23 protein-coding genes are annotated in these 21,589 nt (G+C 36.6%); 12 read left to right on the top strand and 11 right to left on the bottom strand.

Annotated elements, in window-relative coordinates:
• The first annotated feature begins 225 nt into the window (after nt 1-225).
• The 3 genes from ACTWP4_RS00545 to ACTWP4_RS00535 all read left to right on the top strand — a co-directional run bounded on the left by ACTWP4_RS00545 (nt 226) and on the right by ACTWP4_RS00535 (nt 2,800).
• The gene (locus tag ACTWP4_RS00545) at nt 226-1,635 is read left to right on the top strand and encodes a SpoVR family protein (RefSeq protein ID WP_443126807.1); all 1,410 of its coding nucleotides are present in this window, start codon (nt 226-228) and stop codon (nt 1,633-1,635) included.
• Nucleotides 1,636-1,841: 206 nt separating this feature from the next.
• Nucleotides 1,842-2,282, top strand: a complete 441-nt coding sequence (locus ACTWP4_RS00540) for a GyrI-like domain-containing protein (protein ID WP_443126806.1) — start codon at nt 1,842-1,844, stop codon at nt 2,280-2,282.
• Nucleotides 2,283-2,356: 74 nt separating this feature from the next.
• Nucleotides 2,357-2,800, top strand: a complete 444-nt coding sequence (locus ACTWP4_RS00535; RefSeq protein WP_443126805.1) for a hypothetical protein — start codon at nt 2,357-2,359, stop codon at nt 2,798-2,800.
• 103 nt (nt 2,801-2,903) lie between these two features.
• Here the strand turns inward: ACTWP4_RS00535 and ACTWP4_RS00530 are convergent, their stop codons facing one another.
• The 7 genes from ACTWP4_RS00530 to ACTWP4_RS00500 all read right to left on the bottom strand — a co-directional run bounded on the left by ACTWP4_RS00530 (nt 2,904) and on the right by ACTWP4_RS00500 (nt 9,963).
• The gene (locus tag ACTWP4_RS00530; RefSeq protein ID WP_443126804.1) at nt 2,904-3,212 is read right to left on the bottom strand and encodes an ArsR/SmtB family transcription factor; all 309 of its coding nucleotides are present in this window, start codon (nt 3,210-3,212) and stop codon (nt 2,904-2,906) included.
• A gap of 18 nt (nt 3,213-3,230) precedes the next feature.
• Entirely contained in the window at nt 3,231-4,151 is a 921-nt protein-coding gene (locus ACTWP4_RS00525; RefSeq protein ID WP_443126803.1) for a cation diffusion facilitator family transporter, read from the bottom strand.
• 169 nt (nt 4,152-4,320) lie between these two features.
• Nucleotides 4,321-5,517, bottom strand: a complete 1,197-nt coding sequence (gene chrA, locus ACTWP4_RS00520; protein ID WP_443126802.1) for a chromate efflux transporter — start codon at nt 5,515-5,517, stop codon at nt 4,321-4,323.
• A gap of 627 nt (nt 5,518-6,144) precedes the next feature.
• On the bottom strand, nt 6,145-7,149 hold the full coding sequence (locus tag ACTWP4_RS00515; protein ID WP_443126801.1) for a TIGR00341 family protein: 1,005 nt from the start codon (nt 7,147-7,149) through the stop codon (nt 6,145-6,147).
• A gap of 16 nt (nt 7,150-7,165) precedes the next feature.
• Nucleotides 7,166-7,882 carry an SDR family oxidoreductase gene (locus ACTWP4_RS00510; protein ID WP_443126800.1) on the bottom strand — a complete coding sequence of 239 codons (717 nt, stop codon included), beginning with the start codon at nt 7,880-7,882 and terminating at the stop codon, nt 7,166-7,168.
• Nucleotides 7,866-9,281 (bottom strand): ATP-binding protein, encoded by a 1,416-nt coding sequence (locus ACTWP4_RS00505; RefSeq protein WP_443126799.1) that lies wholly within the window; start codon nt 9,279-9,281, stop codon nt 7,866-7,868. Before ACTWP4_RS00505 ends, ACTWP4_RS00510 begins: the two co-directional genes overlap by 17 nt.
• Nucleotides 9,268-9,963, bottom strand: a complete 696-nt coding sequence (locus tag ACTWP4_RS00500; RefSeq protein ID WP_443126798.1) for a response regulator — start codon at nt 9,961-9,963, stop codon at nt 9,268-9,270. Before ACTWP4_RS00500 ends, ACTWP4_RS00505 begins: the two co-directional genes overlap by 14 nt.
• A gap of 352 nt (nt 9,964-10,315) precedes the next feature.
• Here ACTWP4_RS00500 and qoxA point away from each other — a divergent pair, with 352 nt between their 5' ends.
• The 4 genes from qoxA to qoxD are packed head-to-tail and all read left to right on the top strand — an operon-like array spanning nt 10,316 to nt 14,147.
• Complete coding sequence (qoxA, locus tag ACTWP4_RS00495; RefSeq protein WP_443127343.1) at nt 10,316-11,284, top strand: cytochrome aa3 quinol oxidase subunit II; 969 nt, start codon at nt 10,316-10,318, stop codon at nt 11,282-11,284.
• A gap of 17 nt (nt 11,285-11,301) precedes the next feature.
• Entirely contained in the window at nt 11,302-13,248 is a 1,947-nt protein-coding gene (gene qoxB, locus ACTWP4_RS00490; protein ID WP_443126797.1) for a cytochrome aa3 quinol oxidase subunit I, read from the top strand.
• Nucleotides 13,245-13,841: a cytochrome aa3 quinol oxidase subunit III gene (gene qoxC, locus ACTWP4_RS00485; protein ID WP_443126796.1), complete on the top strand. Its 597-nt coding sequence runs from the start codon at nt 13,245-13,247 to the stop codon at nt 13,839-13,841. Before qoxB ends, qoxC begins: the two co-directional genes overlap by 4 nt.
• A complete protein-coding gene (gene qoxD / locus ACTWP4_RS00480; RefSeq protein ID WP_443126795.1) occupies nt 13,842-14,147 on the top strand; it encodes a cytochrome aa3 quinol oxidase subunit IV in 306 nt (101 codons plus the stop codon).
• Between the two features lie 222 nt (nt 14,148-14,369).
• Here qoxD and ACTWP4_RS00475 read toward each other — a convergent pair whose 3' ends face one another.
• A complete protein-coding gene (locus ACTWP4_RS00475; protein WP_443126794.1) occupies nt 14,370-14,957 on the bottom strand; it encodes an HAD family hydrolase in 588 nt (195 codons plus the stop codon).
• Nucleotides 14,958-15,322: 365 nt separating this feature from the next.
• On the opposite strand from ACTWP4_RS00475, the gene ACTWP4_RS00470 reads away from it, so the two are divergent.
• The 3 genes from ACTWP4_RS00470 to ACTWP4_RS00460 all read left to right on the top strand — a co-directional run bounded on the left by ACTWP4_RS00470 (nt 15,323) and on the right by ACTWP4_RS00460 (nt 18,195).
• Nucleotides 15,323-16,165: a DegV family protein gene (locus tag ACTWP4_RS00470; protein ID WP_443126793.1), complete on the top strand. Its 843-nt coding sequence runs from the start codon at nt 15,323-15,325 to the stop codon at nt 16,163-16,165.
• 128 nt (nt 16,166-16,293) lie between these two features.
• Nucleotides 16,294-17,430: a trans-sulfuration enzyme family protein gene (locus ACTWP4_RS00465; RefSeq protein ID WP_443126792.1), complete on the top strand. Its 1,137-nt coding sequence runs from the start codon at nt 16,294-16,296 to the stop codon at nt 17,428-17,430.
• Nucleotides 17,431-17,439: 9 nt separating this feature from the next.
• Nucleotides 17,440-18,195, top strand: coding sequence for a (S)-benzoin forming benzil reductase (locus tag ACTWP4_RS00460; protein ID WP_443126791.1), 756 nt, complete (start codon nt 17,440-17,442; stop codon nt 18,193-18,195).
• A 36-nt stretch (nt 18,196-18,231) separates the two neighbouring features.
• Here ACTWP4_RS00460 and ACTWP4_RS00455 read toward each other — a convergent pair whose 3' ends face one another.
• The 3 genes from ACTWP4_RS00455 to ACTWP4_RS00445 all read right to left on the bottom strand — a co-directional run bounded on the left by ACTWP4_RS00455 (nt 18,232) and on the right by ACTWP4_RS00445 (nt 20,347).
• Nucleotides 18,232-19,404, bottom strand: a complete 1,173-nt coding sequence (locus ACTWP4_RS00455) for a tyrosine-type recombinase/integrase (protein ID WP_443126790.1) — start codon at nt 19,402-19,404, stop codon at nt 18,232-18,234.
• A gap of 91 nt (nt 19,405-19,495) precedes the next feature.
• Nucleotides 19,496-19,912 carry an ImmA/IrrE family metallo-endopeptidase gene (locus tag ACTWP4_RS00450; protein WP_443126789.1) on the bottom strand — a complete coding sequence of 139 codons (417 nt, stop codon included), beginning with the start codon at nt 19,910-19,912 and terminating at the stop codon, nt 19,496-19,498.
• 12 nt (nt 19,913-19,924) lie between these two features.
• Nucleotides 19,925-20,347: a helix-turn-helix domain-containing protein gene (locus ACTWP4_RS00445; protein ID WP_443126788.1), complete on the bottom strand. Its 423-nt coding sequence runs from the start codon at nt 20,345-20,347 to the stop codon at nt 19,925-19,927.
• Nucleotides 20,348-20,651: 304 nt separating this feature from the next.
• On the opposite strand from ACTWP4_RS00445, the gene ACTWP4_RS00440 reads away from it, so the two are divergent.
• Nucleotides 20,652-21,410, top strand: a complete 759-nt coding sequence (locus ACTWP4_RS00440) for a phage antirepressor KilAC domain-containing protein (RefSeq protein WP_443126787.1) — start codon at nt 20,652-20,654, stop codon at nt 21,408-21,410.
• Complete coding sequence (locus tag ACTWP4_RS00435; protein ID WP_443126786.1) at nt 21,395-21,577, top strand: helix-turn-helix domain-containing protein; 183 nt, start codon at nt 21,395-21,397, stop codon at nt 21,575-21,577. Before ACTWP4_RS00440 ends, ACTWP4_RS00435 begins: the two co-directional genes overlap by 16 nt.
• Nucleotides 21,578-21,589 lie beyond the last annotated feature (12 nt).

Raw genomic sequence — 21,589 nt, 5'->3', positions numbered from 1 at the left:
AAACATCACCTCTCTTTCATGCAATAATACAGTTTATGAAGGTAATTGTTATTAGTATAGGTTAGATAACTAAAGAATCATTAGTTAATGTGATTTTTAAAAAAGTTTGATCAAACAATTATAATATTTAACAGGAAATTGTATACTTAATTCTTTTTTAAATCGACTAAGAATGTGTGTCCTATTTTCAAACACTTCTCATATATTATAGTGGAGGTGTTTTGTTTGAAAGCAGAAGATAAAAAGAAATTAGAAAAAGCAATTCACGAAATCACCGAGATCGCAGAAGGATTTGGCTTAGATTTTTATCCGATGCGGTATGAAATTTGTCCACCTGAAATATTGTATACGTTTGGTGCATACGGGATGCCAACAAGATTTTCACACTGGAGCTTCGGAAAACAATTTCACCGGATGAAACTGCAATATGATCTTGGTTTAAGTAGAATATATGAATTGGTGATAAACTCCAATCCATGTTACGCTTTTTTATTACATTCTAATAGTTTGATTCAAAATAAATTGATTGTTGCCCATGTATTGGCACACTGTGACTTTTTTAAAAACAATGTACGGTTTCAAAATACGAAACGCGATATGGTAGAAAGTATGGCTGCTACAGCTGAGCGTGTGGCGAAATATGAGAAACAATATGGAATAAAAGAAGTTGAAAAATTTCTTGATGCGGTACTATCTATTCAAGAGCACATTGATCCGACCTTATTAAAAGCACAATTAGATTGGCAAAAAAATGATGAGGAAGAAGTACAGCAGCGTAAAAGAACTGAATATGATGATTTATGGAACTTAGACCAACCCATTTCTGCACAACAGCCAATCAAAAGAAAGAAATCTTTCCCACCACACCCGGAAAAAGACATTTTATTATTTATTGAAGAACACAGCAGAGAATTAGAGGATTGGCAAAGAGACATCTTAACAATGATGCGGGAAGAAATGCTTTACTTTTGGCCGCAACTAGAAACTAAAATTATGAATGAAGGTTGGGCAACTTACTGGCATCAACGGATTATGAGAGAGTTAGATTTAACAAGCGATGAAACGGTCGAATTTGCATCATTGAATGCCAGTGTTGTTCAACCATCGACAACACAGATTAATCCTTATTACCTTGGGGTAAAAATGTTTGAAGATATTGAAGAGCGTTACAACAATCCTTCTGAAGAAATGAAACGTTTCGGTGCAGAAGCGGGAACAGGAAGAGAAAAGATTTTCGAGGTTCGTGAAATAGAATCTGATATCTCTTTTATGCGCAATTATTTAACAAAAGATCTAGTTGAAAAGGAAGATCTCTACCTTTTTCAAAAACAAGGGCCAGAATATAAAATTGTCGATAAAAATTGGGAAGATGTACGTGATCAGCTAATCTCGAGCAGATTAAACGGAGGATTTCCTTATTTGACGGTTGATAATGGTGATTATTTGCGAAATGGTGAGTTATATATCCGTCATCATTATGAAGGTGTTGAACTCGATGTACGTTACTTGGAAAAAACATTGCCATATATTTATCAATTATGGGGGAGAGACGTCCATATTGAAACCGTAATGGAAGATAAAGAATGTTTGTTTTCTTGTAATGGTACAAAAGTGATGAAAAAATATATTTCATAAAGCAGGAATTATTAAGTATAAAATAGAATGTAGAATCAGTATATAATACTGGTTCTTTTTTTATCGGACAAAAAGTATGCTTGTAGCTATAAATAAAAGTAACTTTCCTATTGATATGCTTTCTTGGAGTGATTAGTAGTCAAGAAAACGAGTCATCCTGTGGTAATGAAAGTCTTACCTATTTTAATACTAAAGAGGTGGAAAAATTGAATGTCGTTGAAAAATCTGAAATGACGGTTACAGGTATTAAAGTAACAAAAGACTGGAAAGGATTAATTCGTGATATGCCGGTAAAGTGGGAAGAATTTAAAAGCAGAATAGATGAAGTAAAACAGAGGAAATCAGATACAATGATTGATATAAGCTTAGAACAAGAGGACACAATTTATACTCAATGTATTTGTGTAGAAGTGGAAAAAAATGCCGAAGCTCCTGCAGGTATGGAAACGATCGTTATTCCTTCCGCTAAATATTTATATCACAAACACGAAGGAAGCTTGGTCTCAATTGCGGAAACCATTGGAGAGATGTATCAGTATGGGAAAGAACATGAATTGAATTTAGAAACAATGAAAATAGATATAGGTTATACCATTCAAGGTGATGAAACAACACATGATTTATATATAAAAGTAAAAGAACTGTAGGCGCCTATTTCTATATGGACAAATTACCTAACTCCATGTCTAACATATAGTGTTAGAGACAGGAGGTAATCATTATGGAACAATATTATCCATCTCAACAATATATGTATGATCAATATGGAAATGTGTATCCAGACGATGGTCAATCTATGCCATTACCACAACGAGGTTATCCAGGTCCAGGACAAGGAGGAGGTCCGCCATCTCCACCACCGTTTGGACCACCAGGTGCAGGGCAGGGACCACAAGGAATGCCGCCAACAGGACCACCACCGGCACAAATTCCACAGCAAGCTCAACCGCTTGGTGATGGACCACAATTATATGCAGTAGATCCCGGTTCGATGAGAGCGTGCTTATACCGTTTTACTTATGTCTGGCTTAGTCGATATAATTCATTCTGGTTTTACCCAACTTATATTGGCAGACGCTCCGTAGCTGGCTACCGATGGACTGGATTTAACTGGATATACTTCGGCATAGATACAGAAAGAATTCAATCCTTTACATGTGTGTAAAACAAACCTGAGCACATTCAAAAACACATGCGCTTTGCTTATTAGTGAAACGCATGTGTTTTCTATTTTACAATCAGTAGTCGCGAGGGTAAGAGGTGATTTTCTAATGATGTGTCGCATGGTCAATCGATTGCTGTAATATTTTCATCACGTGCTCATCATCCTGAGAATAATAAATGGTCTTACCATCACGTCTGTATTTCACAAGGCGTAAATTTTTCAAAAAACGTAATTGATGAGAGACATTTGATTGATTGAGATCCAGTTGTTCTGCAATATTGGAGACCGATAATTCACCATTAAATAATAAATGTAAGATACGAACTCTAGTCGGATCAGCCAACGCTTTAAAGGTCTGGGATACTAAAAAAAGTGTTTCTTCATCCAGTGGTTGATAATTTTCATCTGACATTTCTTCATCCTCCTATGATCAATTACAATTGTTTTCATCATCTTCCATATCTGCATGAACACCTTCCAATTGAATCGTCGTATGATAAATCTTAAAAGCATCATGTATTACACTGGATGCCATTTTTAGTAGCTGATCTCTATTAACATCTTCTTCGACAACTAAATGACAGCTTAATGCAGGAAAGTCTGAAGTGATCGTCCAGACGTGCAAATCATGAACATTGATGACGCCGTCTAACTGGACCAATTTATTTTCAATTTCCTCATACGATATATGACTAGGGGTTCCTTCCATTAAAATATGAAAGGAGTCACGAGTGACCCGGTAACCACTAACTAAAATCAGAACAGCAACAATAATGCTTGCAATTGGATCTGCCAAATTCCAATCAAAAAACATAATCAAGAGTCCGGCTATAATAGCCCCAACTGAACCTAATAAATCACCTAATACATGCAACAAGGCACTGCGCATATTTAAATTGTTTTCGGTATCACCACCACCGTACATTAAAATAAAAGCTACGATAATGTTAATAATAAGTCCTGTAACAGCAATCCAAAGCATCATAGGACTTACATTAGGAGGTTCTAAAAATCGGTGATACGCTTCATAAAAGATATAGATAGAAATGGCTAGCAGTGTAACACCGTTGATAAACGCTGCTAAAATTTCAAACCGCTTATAACCATAAGTTTTCTGGCTATTAGATGCTTTTTCGCTTAACTTAAATGCAAATAAACTCAATGCTAAAGCAAATGCATCGCTCAACATGTGACCAGCGTCAGATAATAACGCCAAACTATTGGTCAGAATTCCACCAATAACTTCGATCACCATAAATGTCGTAATAAATATAAAGCTGATCAGCAATGCTTTTTTATTACTAGTATGATGATGATCATGGCTATGACCATGTCCGTGATCATGTCCCATAAATACCCTCCTCAAAACAATATATGAACATATATTCATATTATAAAGTGAGTGACGGAAATATGCAAGAAGAATGGGGAAGTCCAGAAATCTGTCCTGTTAATTATACAAATCATCCAGATAATCAGTAAAAGTGTCCAGAAAAAAGTGACCGGCAAAAATCCGATCACTAAAAAGGTAAATATGGTAATAAGATGCCACCGATTAATCCAATAATTACAATAATCCATGATGGCAATTTCCAAAATGCTAATAAACTAAAAAGAATCACAGCTAAGATAAAATCTTTCGTTTCTACTATTGTGCTTGTCCAGATTGGTTGATAAAATGCAGCGATTAATAGCCCAACAACAGCAGCATTGACACTAGTTAAGGCACCACGAACAGCCGATATGTGGCGCAGTGCATGCCAGAAAGGTAAAGTGCCAATAATCAGTAAAAATGCCGGCAAAAAGATAGCAGCGGTAGCCAATAAGCCACCGGGAATACCGCCGATTACTGTCCCAAGATATGCTGCAAAGGTAAAGAGTGGACCTGGTACTGCTTGTGCCGCTCCATAACCTGCTAAAAATTCTTGTTCTGTCACAAGGCCGGTTGGTACAAATTCTTGCTCAAGTAATGGTAACACGACATGTCCACCACCAAATACAAGTGCACCTGAACGGTAAAAACTGTCAAACATTGCGAGCCATTGCCAATCTGTCATTTGACTAGCAATAGGAAGAATGGCTAATAACATACATAATAAAGTAAGACTAATAATGGCTGTTTTCTTGGATAAGTTTAAATGAAGTTGTGCAGGTTGTTCTTGTTTTAGTTGTTTTGGGAAAAAGAAAATACCAATTGCCGCTGCTATCAGGATGATTACTACCTGTGTAATGGTTGTTTGTAACAAGAGCATGACAGCTAATGAGATTATGGCTATCGCTTTTCTTGGTAAATCAGGTGTTAATTTAGCACCCATTCCCATTATCGCATGGGCAACAACGGCTACAGCAACTATTTTTAAACCATGAATGAAGCTAGCATCATAAAAGGAAAATTGATGTAGTGCTAATGCAAATAAAATGAGTACAATAACCGATGGCAGGGTGAAGCCAAGAAATGCTAGAATACCACCTAATATACCGCCGCGAATGATTCCAACTCCAATGCCAACTTGACTGCTTGCGGGTCCAGGAAGAAATTGACATAATGCTACTAAGTCAGCATAAGCTTTTTCATCGAGCCACTTTTTTCGGCGTACGTATTCCTCATGGAAATAGCCGAGGTGTGCTACAGGACCACCAAACGAGGTGAAACCTAATCGAGTAGCAATCCACAAAATGATCAAATAGTCGCGAACTGTGTTTTTTTCTGTAGTCATAAAAGCCTCCTAGTATTCAAAATTTCTCTGTAAAAGTATAGCAATCCCAGTACATCTCGGCAAGAATTACATTGTAAAGTTTTTGTTACAAATAAAGAAAGCAGATAATTATGTACACTTGAATAAACTTCTTTGCTCCCTTGCACTGAGGAAGCCTACAACGAAGCGTTACTAGAAGACGCAGGTGCATCACGGGGTCTTCGGACACGTGCTACGTCGTGAGGAGTCTGCATATCTTGCCACCGCTCTGTGTAGTGTTCTGATTTTTGAAAGAGATAATAAACGGGAATGTTTTCGAGTATTTCCACTTAAAAAGTTAGAATAATGTTATTAGCGTGGGCAGAATACGGAGACTCCTGTGGGACAGCGAGAGCTGAAGATCCACTTTGCAAAGTGGTTTTCTTTGCAAAGTTAGCTGAAGCCGAGCCCACGGTATAGGATACACTGCGAAAGCTTGCTTGAGCAGATGTTGACTTATGCCCTTTGGGTAAAAGCGGAGTATTCTGCCGGAGCGGTATTTCAGTACTCCTTATGGATAGAATGGAACAAAGCAAATCTGATTTTTCACTATTTTATAGTTTGTATCGAGTGCGAAGAAGGGATGGGGGGATTGATGATCATTATTTCTTAAAATTGAATGATAATGATCATCACAGCTAAGATTAAAATTACGCTACTGACGAATATGAGAGCATAGGTTTTCGACGTATGGGCAACCTGAATTTCGCTCCATTTGATTGGCTCAATACCACTTATCCAGAAGACAATTATTGCCGAGAATAATATGGCACTAATATTGACCATTAAGAGAATCAAAGGTGTTAAAGCTTGTTCAAATTCCAATGCTCCCAACATCATTCCCAATACAATAGCGGGTGGTAATAATGCAACGGACACCATTACCCCAACGAGTGCTTCGGACACACGTTTAGCAAATGACATCGCACCTGCTGTACCAGCGGCAAGAGCTACGACAATATCCATCAATCCGATGTGCGTTCTTGCCAAAAATTCATCACTATTAATCGGTAAATTAAAGAATAATCCGAAAATAATCGCAGTTGCAATCGGTATTGCTAACCCATATAAAGCTGTTAGTACTGACCTTTTCATTAAATTATAATCCCCTAATGTTGCAGCAAAAGCAAGGGCAGTAAAAGGACCGATCAATGGTGCAATTACCATCGCTCCGATTACAATAGCAGCACTATCCTTGACAATTCCAGCTGTAGCAACGACAGAAGATAACAGCAGCATCCAAATATAATTCAAACTTGAAGTACTAGATGACTGCACGACATTATATAATTCATGACGGCTAGCGCGGGTAATTTCTTTTTGTTTTTCTTCAGGATCTTCTTCCTGTTCTTCTTCCTCCTCAACCTCTATCCGTGGTACATACGTCGAAATATTATAGAGCAGTGCTCGTATATCTTTCTGGCCACGGTCATTTACTTCAAGAAAATCTAAAATCTCTTCTGCGTATTTTTTTTCGATTAATATTTTGACTAATTGTTCTTCATCCGAGATTTGCGTATACCATTTTTCGATTACATGATATTCTTGAACTTCTTTTAGAAAGCGTTCAAATCGATGGACAGGGATATAGACTTCGATTAATTGCAATTCCATTAGGATCGTCCTTTCCTCAATGTTCGTAGATCATTTTTCTAGTCATCCCACCATCTATAATCAGGTTCTCACCATTGATAAAATTGTTGGCAGAATCGGTTAAAAATAAACAAGCTCTTGCGATATCTTCCGGTTTACCGACTTTTTTAGATGGATGTTGTTTATGATCAATCGCACGCAATTGGTCGTACTCAGCCGTCTCGATCCAACCAGGACTTATCGCATTACTCGTAATATGATCGTCTTGTAATGACATAGCTAAAGCGTGAGTTAAGGCAAAGATTCCACCCTTGCTTGCCGCATAACTTTCGGTATTCGCTTCTGACATAAAAGCACGAGTGGAAGCAATATGGACAAGACTTCCTCCGATAGATTGCTTTCGCATAATACGTGCAGCTTGCTGCGAGCATAAAAAGACACTTCTTAAATTTGTATTGATGACATGATCCCAATCATCAACTGTGATTTCGTAAAAATTACCGAAAGTAGAGACACCTGCATTATTAATTAGGATATCCAATCTGGAAAATGAATCCTTAATAAATCGAAAAAGTTGTTCAATATCTTCTAGTTTGCTGACATCTGTTTGAACAAAATGAATGTCTGCATTTAATGGCTTCATAATGTCTGCTACAACAACAGTTGCACCTTCCACTAAATAGTTTTCAGCAATTGCTTTACCGATTCCATTTGCTCCACCTGTTACGACGACAACTTTATCTTGATATCGCATGCTGAGTCTCCTCCTCTTTCGGAAAGCGTAATGTAATCGTAGTTCCTTTATTTAATTCACTATCAACGTCAATGTCTCCATCATGCATTTCAACTAAATTTTTTACGATGGCTAAACCTAATCCAGTTCCTCCATTTGCACGGGAACGGGATTTATCAACACGGTAAAAACGCTCAAAAAGATAAGGAATATCTTCTTCTTTAATCCCAATACCAGTATCTTTTACTCGAATCATAACCAGATCACGATCTTCTTTTACTTTCAAAGTAATACTACCTGTTTCAGTGTATCGGACGGCATTTTCGACTAGATTGGTTAATACTTGATCAAGTCTGTTTTTATCTGCGTATAAAAAGATAGTACTATCTGGTACTTCTAGATTCATTGTTAATCCTTTTTCAGAAGCTCTGAATTGTGATCGTTTTATCATTTCTTCTGCTAATTTATTTACATTAATATCTTCTTTATTTAAATCGATCTTTCCTTCTTCGATTTTGGATAGGTCCGTAAGATCATCCATTAAATTACTAATATGATCGGTTTCATTTTCGATAATTTCGAGGAACTCATCTCGTTCCTCTTTGCTTTGATACATCTCATGACGAACAGCGTTGGCATACCCTTTTACATAAGTTAAAGGGGTTTTCAGTTCGTGTGTGATATTGGAAAAAAACTCATTCCGGTTTGTCTGATAACGTTCCAATGTCTCGGAAAGATGATTGATTGCATGGGCCAGGGAGCCAATCTCATCATTCGCTTTATAATCGACACGTAAGGAGAAGTTCTTTTTTTCGGCTATTTGTTTGGCAGCTTTCTCCATCACGATTAATGGTGCACCTAATTTTTTTGATATGAAAAAGGTGAATCCAATTGCTAAGGCAACTGCTCCTAAGCTTGCTAAAATTACTAAAAAGATAATATTATGAATCGAATTACTGATGAGTCCGAATGAAGAGAATAAAACGACACTTCCTTGTATACCATTTTGATTTGTGATTGGCTGGGCTACTTTTAAATAAGTAGTGCTGTTAAAGGTATACTCTTCCACAATCGTTTCTCCTTCTTCTAATTGCTTGATTTGCGGATTGGCGAGTACTTCATTGGTGATATCTTCATGCCAGTTTGTTTGTAAAACTATTTCTCCATTTTGGTCCAGAATAACCGCACTTGTATCAGTCATATCTGTTAGATGTTCCAGCAGTTGGAGATTATCTGGATCTTCTACATTGTTTACTTGTGTGGCGTATTTTTCAGACAATTGTACGAGCTGTTGCTCGGTCTGATTTACCGAGTAGTTTAAAATGAGTTGTAAAATAATATACCCAAGTGGAATTAATATAATGAGTTGTAGAAATAAGATGGTTGCTCCAAGCTTAAAAACAACACTATTTAGTTTCATTGTTATCCTCCTGGTCAAATTTGTAACCAACACCCCATACAGTTTCAATCGGTTGGTGGGAGATGCCAGCTTTCTTCAATTTATCTCTAACGTATCGTACATGTGAATCCACTGTTCTAATATCGACAATATCATCTAATCCCCATATCAAATCCAACAGTTGTTCCCTCGTATACACCCGATTTGGATGGGATGCCATCAGATAGAGTAAATCAAATTCTTTGGGACTATATTTGATTTCCTTTCCTTTAACGGTAACGGTATGGGAAAGGGGATCAATTTTTAATTCTTTGAACTGTATGGTTTTTGCCTGTTCACCTTTTTGATAATGCCGGAGCTGTACTTGAATGCGTGCTAACAATTCCTCCGGTTCAAATGGTTTTACCACGTAGTCGTCTGCACCAATTGTTAAACCTTCCACTTTTTGAGAGGTCTCGTTTAATGCGGTAAGTAAGATGATTGGTATGTCCGGTTTGATTGTTTTCATTTGCTTACATGCTTCTATTCCGTCTAAGGCGGGCATCATAATATCTAACAATACGAGGTCTATCTCATTCTGTTTTAATGTATGAATTGCTTCGTTACCATTCTCAGCTTCTATTAATTTGAATTCATTTCGTAAATATAAGGTTAACATCGTTCTCATTTGTTTTTCGTCATCGACAATTAATATCGTCTTCATCGCTATCCCTCTCAAACTTCAATTTTGTCTCTACTCAAATAGTATAGAAAAATGCACTATTAGTAAAATGGATGGCATTATTCCGGTGCTAATCATCTGGTAAGACCCCCACTTCAGGTTTCAAGTAACCTAAGTAAGAGCCAACATGCAAGTTTCACTCAGTGATGGGGCAAAACCCTACTGATCATAGTCTCATTTTATTTTGAACAAATTATGACATTTGTTGCTTCATCATACTTTCATCACATTTACCTGTCACAATGAAAAACAGATGTAATCTTACTTATTTAAACAAAAGGGTATGTAAAGTAATAGAATGTTTTTTGACGAAAGGAGTAACACCATGAATGCAATGAAGAAGCTTATGTACGCACTCACTTTATTGTTAATTCCTGTTTTGCTTGCAGGCTGTGAATCAAAATTGCTCGTCTTTGATCCTAAAGGTCCTATTGCAAGAAGTTTAACAGATTTAATTGTTTATTCGATTATTTTTATGTTAGTCATTGTAGTCGTTGTTTTTGTGTTATTTGGCTACATTGTTTGGAAATACCGAGCTCGAAAGAATGACGGTGATTTTGAACCGAAAGAGGAAAAAGGAAATCATCTTCTTGAAATAACCTGGTTTACAATCCCAGTCCTTATCGTTATTGCCTTAATGATTCCAACGATGAAGACGATCTATGAGGTCGAAGATGTTCCCAAAGGTTATGAAGATGAAAAGCCACTAGTTATCCATGTAACATCTGCAGATTGGAAATGGATTTTTAGTTATCCGGAACAGGATATTGAAACAGTGAATTATATTAATATTCCAGCAGGTCATCCAGTTCAATTCAAAATGACTTCTGCAGGAACGATGCAATCATTTTGGGTACCTGAACTAGGTGGACAGAAATATACGATGGCCAATATGCAAACCAACCTGTACTTAGTAGCAGATAAACCAGGTTCTTTTTATGGAAGAAACACAAGCTTTAATGGCCGAGGATATGCCCACATGGAGTTTGAAGTTCAAGCACAAACAGAGGAAGATTTTAATGAATGGGTACATGAAGTGCATAACACGGCAATGGATTTATCCGAAGAAAAATATAGTGAAATCCTTGAACCAGGTGTGTTAGGACGTATGACATTTAACGGAACCCATTTACAATGGATTGATCATTCTAAAGGTGGTTCGGAAAAATATATCAATCCAGAACTATATAGAATTGACCATGGAGAGGGCGAAGAAGGTCAGGAAAATGACCAGGAAGAAAGCGAAACTCAAGATACGGAAGAAACAAGTGAATCTGCAACGACAGATCACTCACATCATTAAAAGAGGTGGTGAACAACATGTCATTAGATGAATTTTTTGTTACTGGTGATCCTTTAATTTTGGCATCACAGATTGCAATTGGTCTAACAATGGTTGGTCTAGTTGCTTTAATTACGTATTTAAAAAGATGGAAATGGTTGTGGAGCGAATGGTTTACAACTGTTGATCATAAAAAAATCGGTATAATGTATATTTTAGCTGGAGTGCTCATGTTCTTCAGAGGTGGTGTGGATGGACTATTAATGAAGGCTCAAACATCCAGACCTGAATTGGATTTATTAGATGCACAACACTATGATGAAATATTTACAACGCATGGCGTTATCATGATCCTGTTCATGGCGATGCCTATGTTGATAGGTATTATGAACGTCGTTGTTCCATTGCAAATAGGAGCACGAGATGTGGCATTTCCGAAGCTGAATGCCTTCAGTTTTTGGATATTCTTTGCAGGGGCTATGTTATTTAACCTTTCATTTGTTATCGGTGGTTCACCTGACGCAGGATGGACATCATATTTTCCATTAGCAGGTAAGGAATTCACTCCTGGAGTCGGAAATAACTATTATGCCGTTTCTCTGCAAATAGCTGGGATTGGTACGTTAGCAACAGGAATTAACTTTGTCGTAACGATTATTAAAATGCGAGCACCAGGTATGTCTTGGTTGAAACTACCGATTTTTACTTGGTCAACGTTTATTACATCGATTATTATCGTAGCTGCATTTCCGATTCTTACGATTGCATTACTATTCATGACATTAGATCGATTATTCGGTACACACTTTTTCACAGTAGCAGCTGGCGGCGATCCAATGTTATGGCTGAACTTGTTCTGGTTATGGGGGCACCCGGAAGTATATATTGTGGTATTACCGGCATTCGGTATGTTCTCAGAAGTCATTGCAACATTTTCAAGAAAGAATTTGTATGGATATAAATCGATGGTATTTGCGATCGCAGGTATTGCATTCTTAAGTATGTTGGTGTGGGTACACCACTTCTATACAATGGGCAACAGTGCAGCGGTTAACTCGATCTTCTCTCTAACAACGATGATGATCGCGATACCGACTGGTGTAAAAATATTTAACTGGTTATTCACGATGAGGAAAGGCCGGATTGAATTTTCGACAGCTATGTTATGGTCATTAGCATTTATCCCATGTTTCACTATCGGTGGGGTAACAGGTGTTATGCTTGCGATGGCAGCAGCAGACTATCAATACCATAATACGATGTTCTTAGTAGCACACTTCCACTATGTATTAATACCGGGTGTTGTATTTGCGGTATTTGCCGGACTTTACTACTGGTGGCCAAAAATGTTCGGTTTCAAACTGAACGAAAAAATTGGCAAATGGCATTTTTGGTTATTTGTTATTGGCTTCAATATGACATTTATGCCGATGTTCTTCGTTGGACTAGACGGTATGTCACGTCGTATGTTCACGTATGCTGAAAGTACTGGATGGGGTGCATGGCTAGGCTTCTCAGCAGTCGGTTCACTTGTGATGGCAGCAGGATTTGCAGCACTATGTTACAACATTTACTGGAGTTTCCGTTATGCATCTAGAAATGTCGATAATGATCCGTGGAACGCTCGTACGCTAGAGTGGGCAACTGCTTCACCAGCACCACATTATAATTTTGCGATTGTTCCAGAGGTGGAGAATTTAGATGATTTCTGGTACAAGAAGAAAAAAGATAAAACAGGTATAAAGAAAAAAGACTTAAAACCTGTTCATATGCCAAGTAATTCGTGGACACCGATTGTATTAGCAGCAGCATTTGGCTTAGTTGGATTTTTCTTAGTCTTTGAATGGTTCACACTAGCTATTATTTCAGCGATTGGTATAGTTGTTGGCTTAGTTGCCAATTCCTTTGATTATGATGATGGTTATCATATTCCAGTTGAAGAATTAGAAGAAGAAGAAAGAGAGTGGAGAGGTGATTTACAATGACATCCCATACAACACCATTAGAGTATCAATCAGAACAAACTCAAATGAATATTTTAGGCTTTTGGGTCTTCCTTGGTGCTGAAATTGTCCTTTTCTCCACATTGTTTGCTTCTTATTTCGTTCTAGAGCATAACACAGCTGGTGGACCAACAGGTGAAGAGATCTTTGTTCTAAAGGATGTCTTGATTGAAACATTTCTATTGTTAACAAGTAGTTTTACAAGTGGATTAGCCATTCATTCCATGCGTAATCACGATAAAAAAGGATTACTCATTTGGATGATTGTAACATTGCTACTTGGAGCAGGATTCCTATACATGGAAATAAATGAGTTTATCCATTATGTTCATGAAGGTGCAACAATTCAAACAAGTGGTTTTACAGCTGCCTTTTTCACATTATTAGGAACACACGGGGCACACGTGACATTCGGGATTATTTGGATTAGCTTATTGCTTGTACAACTTGTTCGCCGCGGTATTACGGTGAAAACATCCAGTAAGTTATTTATTGCAAGTTTATATTGGCACTTTTTAGACGTTGTGTGGATCTTTATTTTCACGTTCGTCTACTTGAAAGGAATGGTGATGTAAATGAGTGCAAAAACTCATGGTTTTCCTTGGAATCTGTTAGTTGGTTTTATCCTGTCAATTGCACTAACATTACTAGCCGTTTTTGTAGCATTTTACACCGATTTTTCCAGTAGCATTATTTTATGGGTGATCGGAATATTGGCAATTTTTCAAGCTATAATTCAACTGTTTATGTTTATGCACGTGACAGAAGGAAAAGAAGGGATTATTAATGTGATCAATATGGTCAACAGTATTATCCTAGCATTAATAATTGTCTTCGGTTCGATTTGGGTATTAACCTCAGGACACGCATCCATGCATTAGGCAAGATAAAAAGGGGCTGCAGTAACCTTAATGGTTCGTGCAGCCTAAAGTTGATAGAGAACTACCCGAAGTTGATAGAGCATCATCGAAAGTTGATAGAGAATCATTAAAAATTGATAGAGAATTACTCGAAGTTGATAGAGCATCATTAAAAGTTGATAGAGAATTACCCGCGAAGTTGACTGATATCGTAAATATTTCGGTTCCATCTGTATCCAAGCATTAATGATTTCTCCTAAGCAGGATTCTGTTCACTTTTGAGATCCATTCATTATTTGGATCTGCATGAATGGTTTGCCATCCAAGTTCAACAGCAGGTATCAAATTTTCCTTTTTATTATCAACAAATAAACTGGGACGATGAGGATCTAATTGTTTATTGCAAATCTCATATATACCCAGGTCTGGCTTAGCTACACCAACTTCTGCAGATACAGTGATACTTGTTAAATAAGGACGAAGCTGGTTAATAACTGGTTGAAGCCATTCAGTGCGGTGGTTACTCAAAATATGTATATCGCTGACAGTACTCCATTTTTCTACGTGATGGATGCCTTCGAGTTCCACTAAACTTTTCTGCATAACAGATTGTAAATATTCTAAGTTGATTCCGGGAAAAGTTCTGTCAAGCCATTGCCAGAATTCACGTTCTGAAATGTTACCTTCCCATAGCTGTTCGCGAATTTCTTTTTTATAAATTGCCCGAATTTTATTATAAGGAAGATTTGCCTTATTGATTAGTTCCTCCCAAAAGAGGTCTAAATCAGTCGCAAGTACGCCACCTACATCCAAAACAAGTTGGAATTTCATTACATCTAATCCTTTCTTCGATAAGGTATGATGAGCATCAAATAAAGGGCAGAAGAGGATATTCTGAAATATGGTACAGTACTTTCTGTGATTATTCAACTGATATGAGGGGCGATGTATACCATAGGTTTGAAAAACTGATTTCTGGCAAAAAATAATAATAGGTGATACACATCGTCTTGATCATAGGGCAAAAGTTGATCAATTGGACTTTGTAAACCTAAACTTTATTGTTGTGTTCGCTACTGTAATAGAATTATTACTGTTTTGCGTAATTTGTCGATTTACTTGACTACCTATATCAAGTAGAATAGAAGCTAATTACTTATCGCACACACTGGTGTGCAAGAAATGGGGCGAGTATCTTGAAGAGAATAGCATGGATTACCGACAGCTCATGTGGTTTAGATAAAGAATATGCGGAACAACATGATATTTTTATTATTCCTTTAAATGTAATTATCAATGGTAAAACGTATAAAGAAGAAGTGGATTTAACGAAAGAAGAGTTTTATCAAATATTAAAAGAACATGGTGATGACGCAAAAACAAGTCAACCTGCTTATGGTGACTTTATTTCGTTATATGAGCGATTAAAGGAAGAGTATGATTGCGGTATCGCAATTCATGCTTCTAGCCAACTAACTGGAACTTATCAAAGTTCGATTTCCGCATCAGAAATGGTCGGTTTTGATGTAGAGGTGATTGATTCAAAAATAGGGGATTTTGCGTTAGGTAAAATGATTCGAAATGGTGTACAAATGATGAAAGAAGGGCGTAGCATGGCTGATATTGTGCATAAACTGAGGTCTTATCCAGATTTTGCTCAGATGTATTTAATGCCTCAAAGTTTTGAACAACTTAGAAAAAGCGGAAGAGTAAGTGCGGCACAATCTATTTTTGCGTCATTATTAAATATTCACTTAATACTTGGTTTTGATGACGGAAAGGTTATCATCAAGGACAAAGTACGAATTAAAAAGAGAGCGAAACGAAAAATGTTTCAATTATTAGATGATGCAATGGACAAATATCATTTGAAAGAAATTTGCATATTACATGCAGGTGTCAAAGATCAAGCACATAAATGGAAAGATGAAATTGAAAAGATGCATACGGAATTAAAAGTTAACATTCAAACTCTAGTACCAGTTGCTGGTGTGCACACTGGTTACGGTACAATGTGTTTAGCCTGGTTAAGAGACTAAAATTTTAACGTATAATAGATGTGCAAAAATAAGCAAGATAAAAGGTCGAGTTTTTCTTATTGGAAAAACTTGATTTTTACGTTAAAGTAAAGAAGTCAGAATGTTTAGATAGAGAGGACGAGCAACAAATGGGACAAGGATTTGATACGAAATCTGTGCACGTTACAATGAAAAGAGAAGAAGGTGTACCGACAAAAGTTACACCTATTCATCAAACCTCAGCTTTTACTTTTAAAAACTTAGAAGATATCGAGAAATTCTATAATGGTGATCGCGAATATCTCTATACAAGAGTAGGAAACCCCAATACAGATGAACTAGGTCAAGCTGTAGCAAACCTAGAAGCAGCTCCTGCAGGAATTGCAACTTCATCCGGACTTTCAGCAATTATGGTTGGGATTCTTTCGGTAGCTAAAGCAGGAGACCATGTGATAGCATCAGAAGATCTATATGGTGGTACCTATGAATTGTTAGCAAATGAACTAACTTCATTTGGCATAGAGGTAAGTTTTGTCTCCTTCGAGAACGATTTGGAAAACGTAATTCGAGAAAACACGGTACTACTTTATACAGAATCGATTACGAATCCACTTTTACGAGTAGAGAATTTAGAAAAGGTAGTCGCAATTGCGAACAAACATAACCTCAAGACAATGGTGGATAATACATTTGCAACTCCTTATTTAGTACAACCATATTCACTAGGAGTTAACCTTGTAGTACATAGTGCAACGAAATATTTAGGGGGGCACAGTGACATCACGGCAGGTGTTTTAGCCGGAGAGGAAGAATTGATTGCAAAGGCAAAAACAAAAATGGTCAATTTAGGCTCCAATTTAAGTCCGTTTGAGGCATGGTTAACAGTAAGAGGTCTAAAAACACTAAGTGTCCGTATGGAACGTCACGTTAAAAATGCAGCTCAATTAGCAGAAGCACTTGCCGAACACCCTGCAGTAGATAAAGTCTATTATCCGGAATATGTTTCTGATAAAGGAAATGGTGCTATTGTGACGATTGATATTACCAACAATGCTGATATTGCTACGTTTTTTGAATCATTAGATTGGATTAAAATTGTTGCGACATTGGCTGGAGTAGAAACTACGGTATCTTATCCAATCGGAACTTCTCACCGAAATTTGCCAGAGTCGTCCCAACAAGCATTAGGAATTACAAAAGGTTTGGTCAGAATTTCTGTAGGGATAGAAGATGCTGATGATATTATTTCAACAATGAAACATGCATTAGATCAATCAAAAAAATGAGGTGATCACTTGAATTATGCGGTTGTAACAGGAACATCAAAAGGTCTTGGTGCATCGATAGCTAAACTGTTAATGGAAGCATCGGTAAATGTGATTGGCCTTGCTAGAGGGAGAAATCAGGAACTGGAAAATGCTGATTTACCTGGAAGCTATAAGCATTACCAAGTTGATTTAGCAGATATGGAACAAACAGAAAAAACTTTTGAAAATATCATTTCCTTTTTGAAGGAGCAGCCAGTAGAATCACTACAATTAATTCAGAATGCTGCGGTAGTCACACCTATTGAACAAGTGGGCAAACAAGACACGGCAAAGCTAACTACTCATGTACATGTTAATCTGTTATCCCCTATGGTAGTCACTAACTTATGGTTGAATGCGTGGCGGGATTCCGACTTGTCATTGGTTATTGCTAATGTAACGTCAGGTGCAGCCAATCGCTCCGTTTACGGCTGGAATGCTTATGGAAGTACGAAAGCAGGCCTTGATCGGTATACTGATACAGTAGCATTGGAACAAGAAAAATTGGAGACTGGAAACAAAGTATTTCTATTTGATCCAAGTATTATGGATACTGATATGCAAGGTGAAATTCGCTCAGCAGACCCAAGTCAATTTGTTGATGTTGATCAATTTAAAAATTATAAAGCAGAAAATAAACTCCGTGATACAGATGTGGTCGCAAAAGTATTAGTAGATCACCTGTTAGAAGAAGAATCCATCGAGAATGGTGAATATTATAGTGTGAAAGATGTCTTTAAGTAGTAAACTTCAGTATTAAAGGGATTTAGGGGGGCTTTTTTAAAAAGTGCCCCCAGAATTACCCCCAACCTGCTTTAAACTATCGCTAAAAGCGGTGACTGCTTCAACTTCTAATTCCTTAAATGTGTGTCCATAAATTTCATATATCATTTGTGGTGTATTACCCAAACGTTCTGCAATTACTTTGACAGGTATACGCTGACTAATTAATAAAGTAGCGTGTGTATGCCTTAAGCCGTGTATCGTGATGCTTTTTATTTTCGCTTTTTTAATGGCCCTTCTTAACCCGTATAAAACCGCACTAACTGAAATTCCTTCTCCACTTTGGGGTGAAGTAAAAACAAAATCCGATTCTTTTAACTGCTTTCCGTAAGATAATTTAGTTTTTTTGCACCATACTTTATATCTTTCTAATTGCGATAATACATCATCGTCAATTAGAATGGTTCTGTAACTGTTTCTAGTCTTAGGCGCACGAACACCCTTAGTATCCCTCGTGCGCTCCACAGTAATTGTTTTAGCCTCAAAATTAACATTATCCCACTGTAAACCTAAGGCTTCCCCTTTACGTAATCCAGTGTATGCTAATGTATAGATAAGAGAATAAATAGTTTCATTCTCATGTTGATTAGCAGCTGCAATCAATTTATTCAATTCATCAGCAACAAGGAAATTATCATTAGGATCTTCCTGAGGTATAACAATTTTATTAAATCGATTACGAGTTAATATTTCGTCATCTATGGCAGCATTAATCGCAGTTTTGAAAATAGTGTGGTACAACTTCACACTACTCGGATTATATTTCGTAAGCAAAACATTAATGAACTCACGTTTGTAAGTTGTCTTATCTAACTTAGATAACTTAAAGTTACCTAAAAGCGGTTTTATTTGAATCCTTATAGTTTCTTCTTTTTGAACTCTAGTTGTAACTTTCCAATCGTTTTTATGTGTTTCATACCAAATATCACACCATTCTGCTACTGTTAGATTAGAATGCTCTACTTGCTTCACGTCTCCATTTAGCACATTTGTTTTAACATCTAACAAGGATCTGTATGCTTCTTTCTCATTGGTGAAACCTCGTTTTGACTTCTCTTTCCTCTTTCCTAATTCATCATAATAACGATGTCTAAAACAAAATCTCTTTTCGTTGTTCTTGTTAAAGTAATAGAATAATTCTGAATCCAGTTTTGACTTATATAATTTCATATTTATCCTTCCTTTTCTTACGTGGGTAGACGCATTCGGGGGATAAATATTTTTAAAACCACCTCCTTAAAATGAGAATGTTTGTTCTGTTTTAGGCGTAAAATTTTTTAACAAGAAGCTGTTCAGGAACCCCGTACTGTTCTGTAGCTTCGTTAATAGTTATGGAATGACCAACTTCTTGAGAAAACAATAGTTCCACTGCAAACTCATTCGCTTCTAGTTCGATCTTATCATTAGAAAAATAAGTGCTTGATTTTAAAAAAGGTGTATTAACTTCTGGATGCAGAATAGCGTGTCCTATTTCATGACAACAAGTGAATATCTGTTGTTCTGCAGATGCGGATTCGTTGATGTGGATTATAGAGACACGACATTGTCGGGTATGATAGCCTAGTATTTTACCTAAAGGAACATGGCGAACCACTATACCCATTGCTTTTGCTATTTCGTAAGGATCATTTGTCTTATATTTTTTAACTAATTGACCGACTTCCTTTTTAATATCCACAAGCTGCCACTCCTAGTCTCTATATTTTTTAGGGGTGAATTTTTTCTTCGCTATCCTTTTGGCTATTCGGAGTGATTGTTCTAAAGATGTTAGTAGCAATTCTCTATCTTCTTCATCTAATTCGTCTATGCTACTTCCATCAGCTGCTGCAAAACCACTGTCACTAAAATTATTTATTATCTTTTCTAATTCTTTTTGAATGTCTTGTTCGTCTTTTTCTGTTAGATCATAGTATCTTTTTTTGTCAGTGCGTCCAAGTAGATAATCTACACTTACATCAAAATAGTCTGCCACTCGCTCCAATTTTTCAGCAGAAGGCTTATTTTTCTTCCATGAATACATTGAATTTCTTCCAAATCCAACCTTCTCCTCTAATTCAACAATAGATATTTTTTGTTCCTCACATAATTTTTTCACTCTATCAAACGTAGTCATATCAACCATCCTAGCTAATTACCTTTAGTTAATTAAAGATATTTATAGAATTTTTGTTGACATCTATAAAGTTCTTTAATATACTCTAGGTAAGTTAAATTGTTAGCGAAAAAGACAATAAAAAATACGACCTATTAAAATACACTTTTCGACGCTGGGGAGCAGGTAAAAGGTATATTTACAGGCTTTTAGTAGTCTTATTTAGCTATGTCTGTATTCTATAATTTTCTTTAACTTTTGTCAATGAAAATTATAAAATTCGCTAACTTTTTAACTTTAATTCAAAAAAGAAAGGAGAAAGATAATGTCAGATTTGATTCCAACCATTAATGAAAGTGATCGCATTTTGGTTAGTGGTCGTGATCTGCACGAGTTTTTAGAAATTGGTACCCAATACACAAAATGGTTTGATCGAATGAAAGATTATGCATTTGTTGAAAATACTGATTTTGTTGAAGTTAGTCAAAAAAAACTAACATCACATGGACGAGAACACGTGATGATTAATCACCACTTAACTATTGACATGGCAAAAGAAATTTCCATGCTGCAACGTAATGAAAGAGGTAAACAAGCTCGTCAACATTTCTTGGAGATCGAACGGAAATGGAATAGTCCTGAAATGGTCATGAAGAGGGCGATGGATTATCTTAACGAGCGAGTTGAAAAATTACAAACAGAAAATTTAGTTCTTGTTCAGCAAAACAATGAATTACAACCGAAAGCTTCTTATTATGACATGGTACTTCAAAATAAGTCGCTTTTATCGGTCTCAAAGATAGCTAAGGATTACGGCATGAGCGCTATCAAATTGAATAAAAAGTTACATGAATTAGGTGTTCAATACAAACAAGGTGATATCTGGTTACTTTATGCGAAATACCAGGATAAAGGCTATACACAGACCACAACACATGTGATAGATGCTGATAAGTCCAGAGTGCAAACTAAATGGACTCAAAAAGGAAGACTATTTATTTACTCATTGTTAAGAGAACAAGGGATATTGCCTTTGATTGAAAGAGAAGAAATGAAGGAGGGACGGGAATGTCAAACGATTTAGGAGCTTTAGTCAGATCAGAATTATTTAAAAGAAAAATGAAACAAAAAGAATTGGCTGAAATGCTAGGGATTTCTAGTGTTTATCTTTCTGACATCATTAATGGTCGGAAAGATGGTCCGAAGGCTCAAGAGCATATAAAACATATTCGTAAGATTTTAAATGTCTAAGGAGGTCTTTAA

It is taken from the genome of Gracilibacillus sp. D59 (genome assembly GCF_052246695.1).
GTDB lineage: Bacteria > Bacillota > Bacilli > Bacillales > Amphibacillaceae > Gracilibacillus.
The sequence above is the reverse complement of the archived record's forward strand: the minus strand, read 5'-3'. Positions and strand labels throughout refer to the sequence as shown.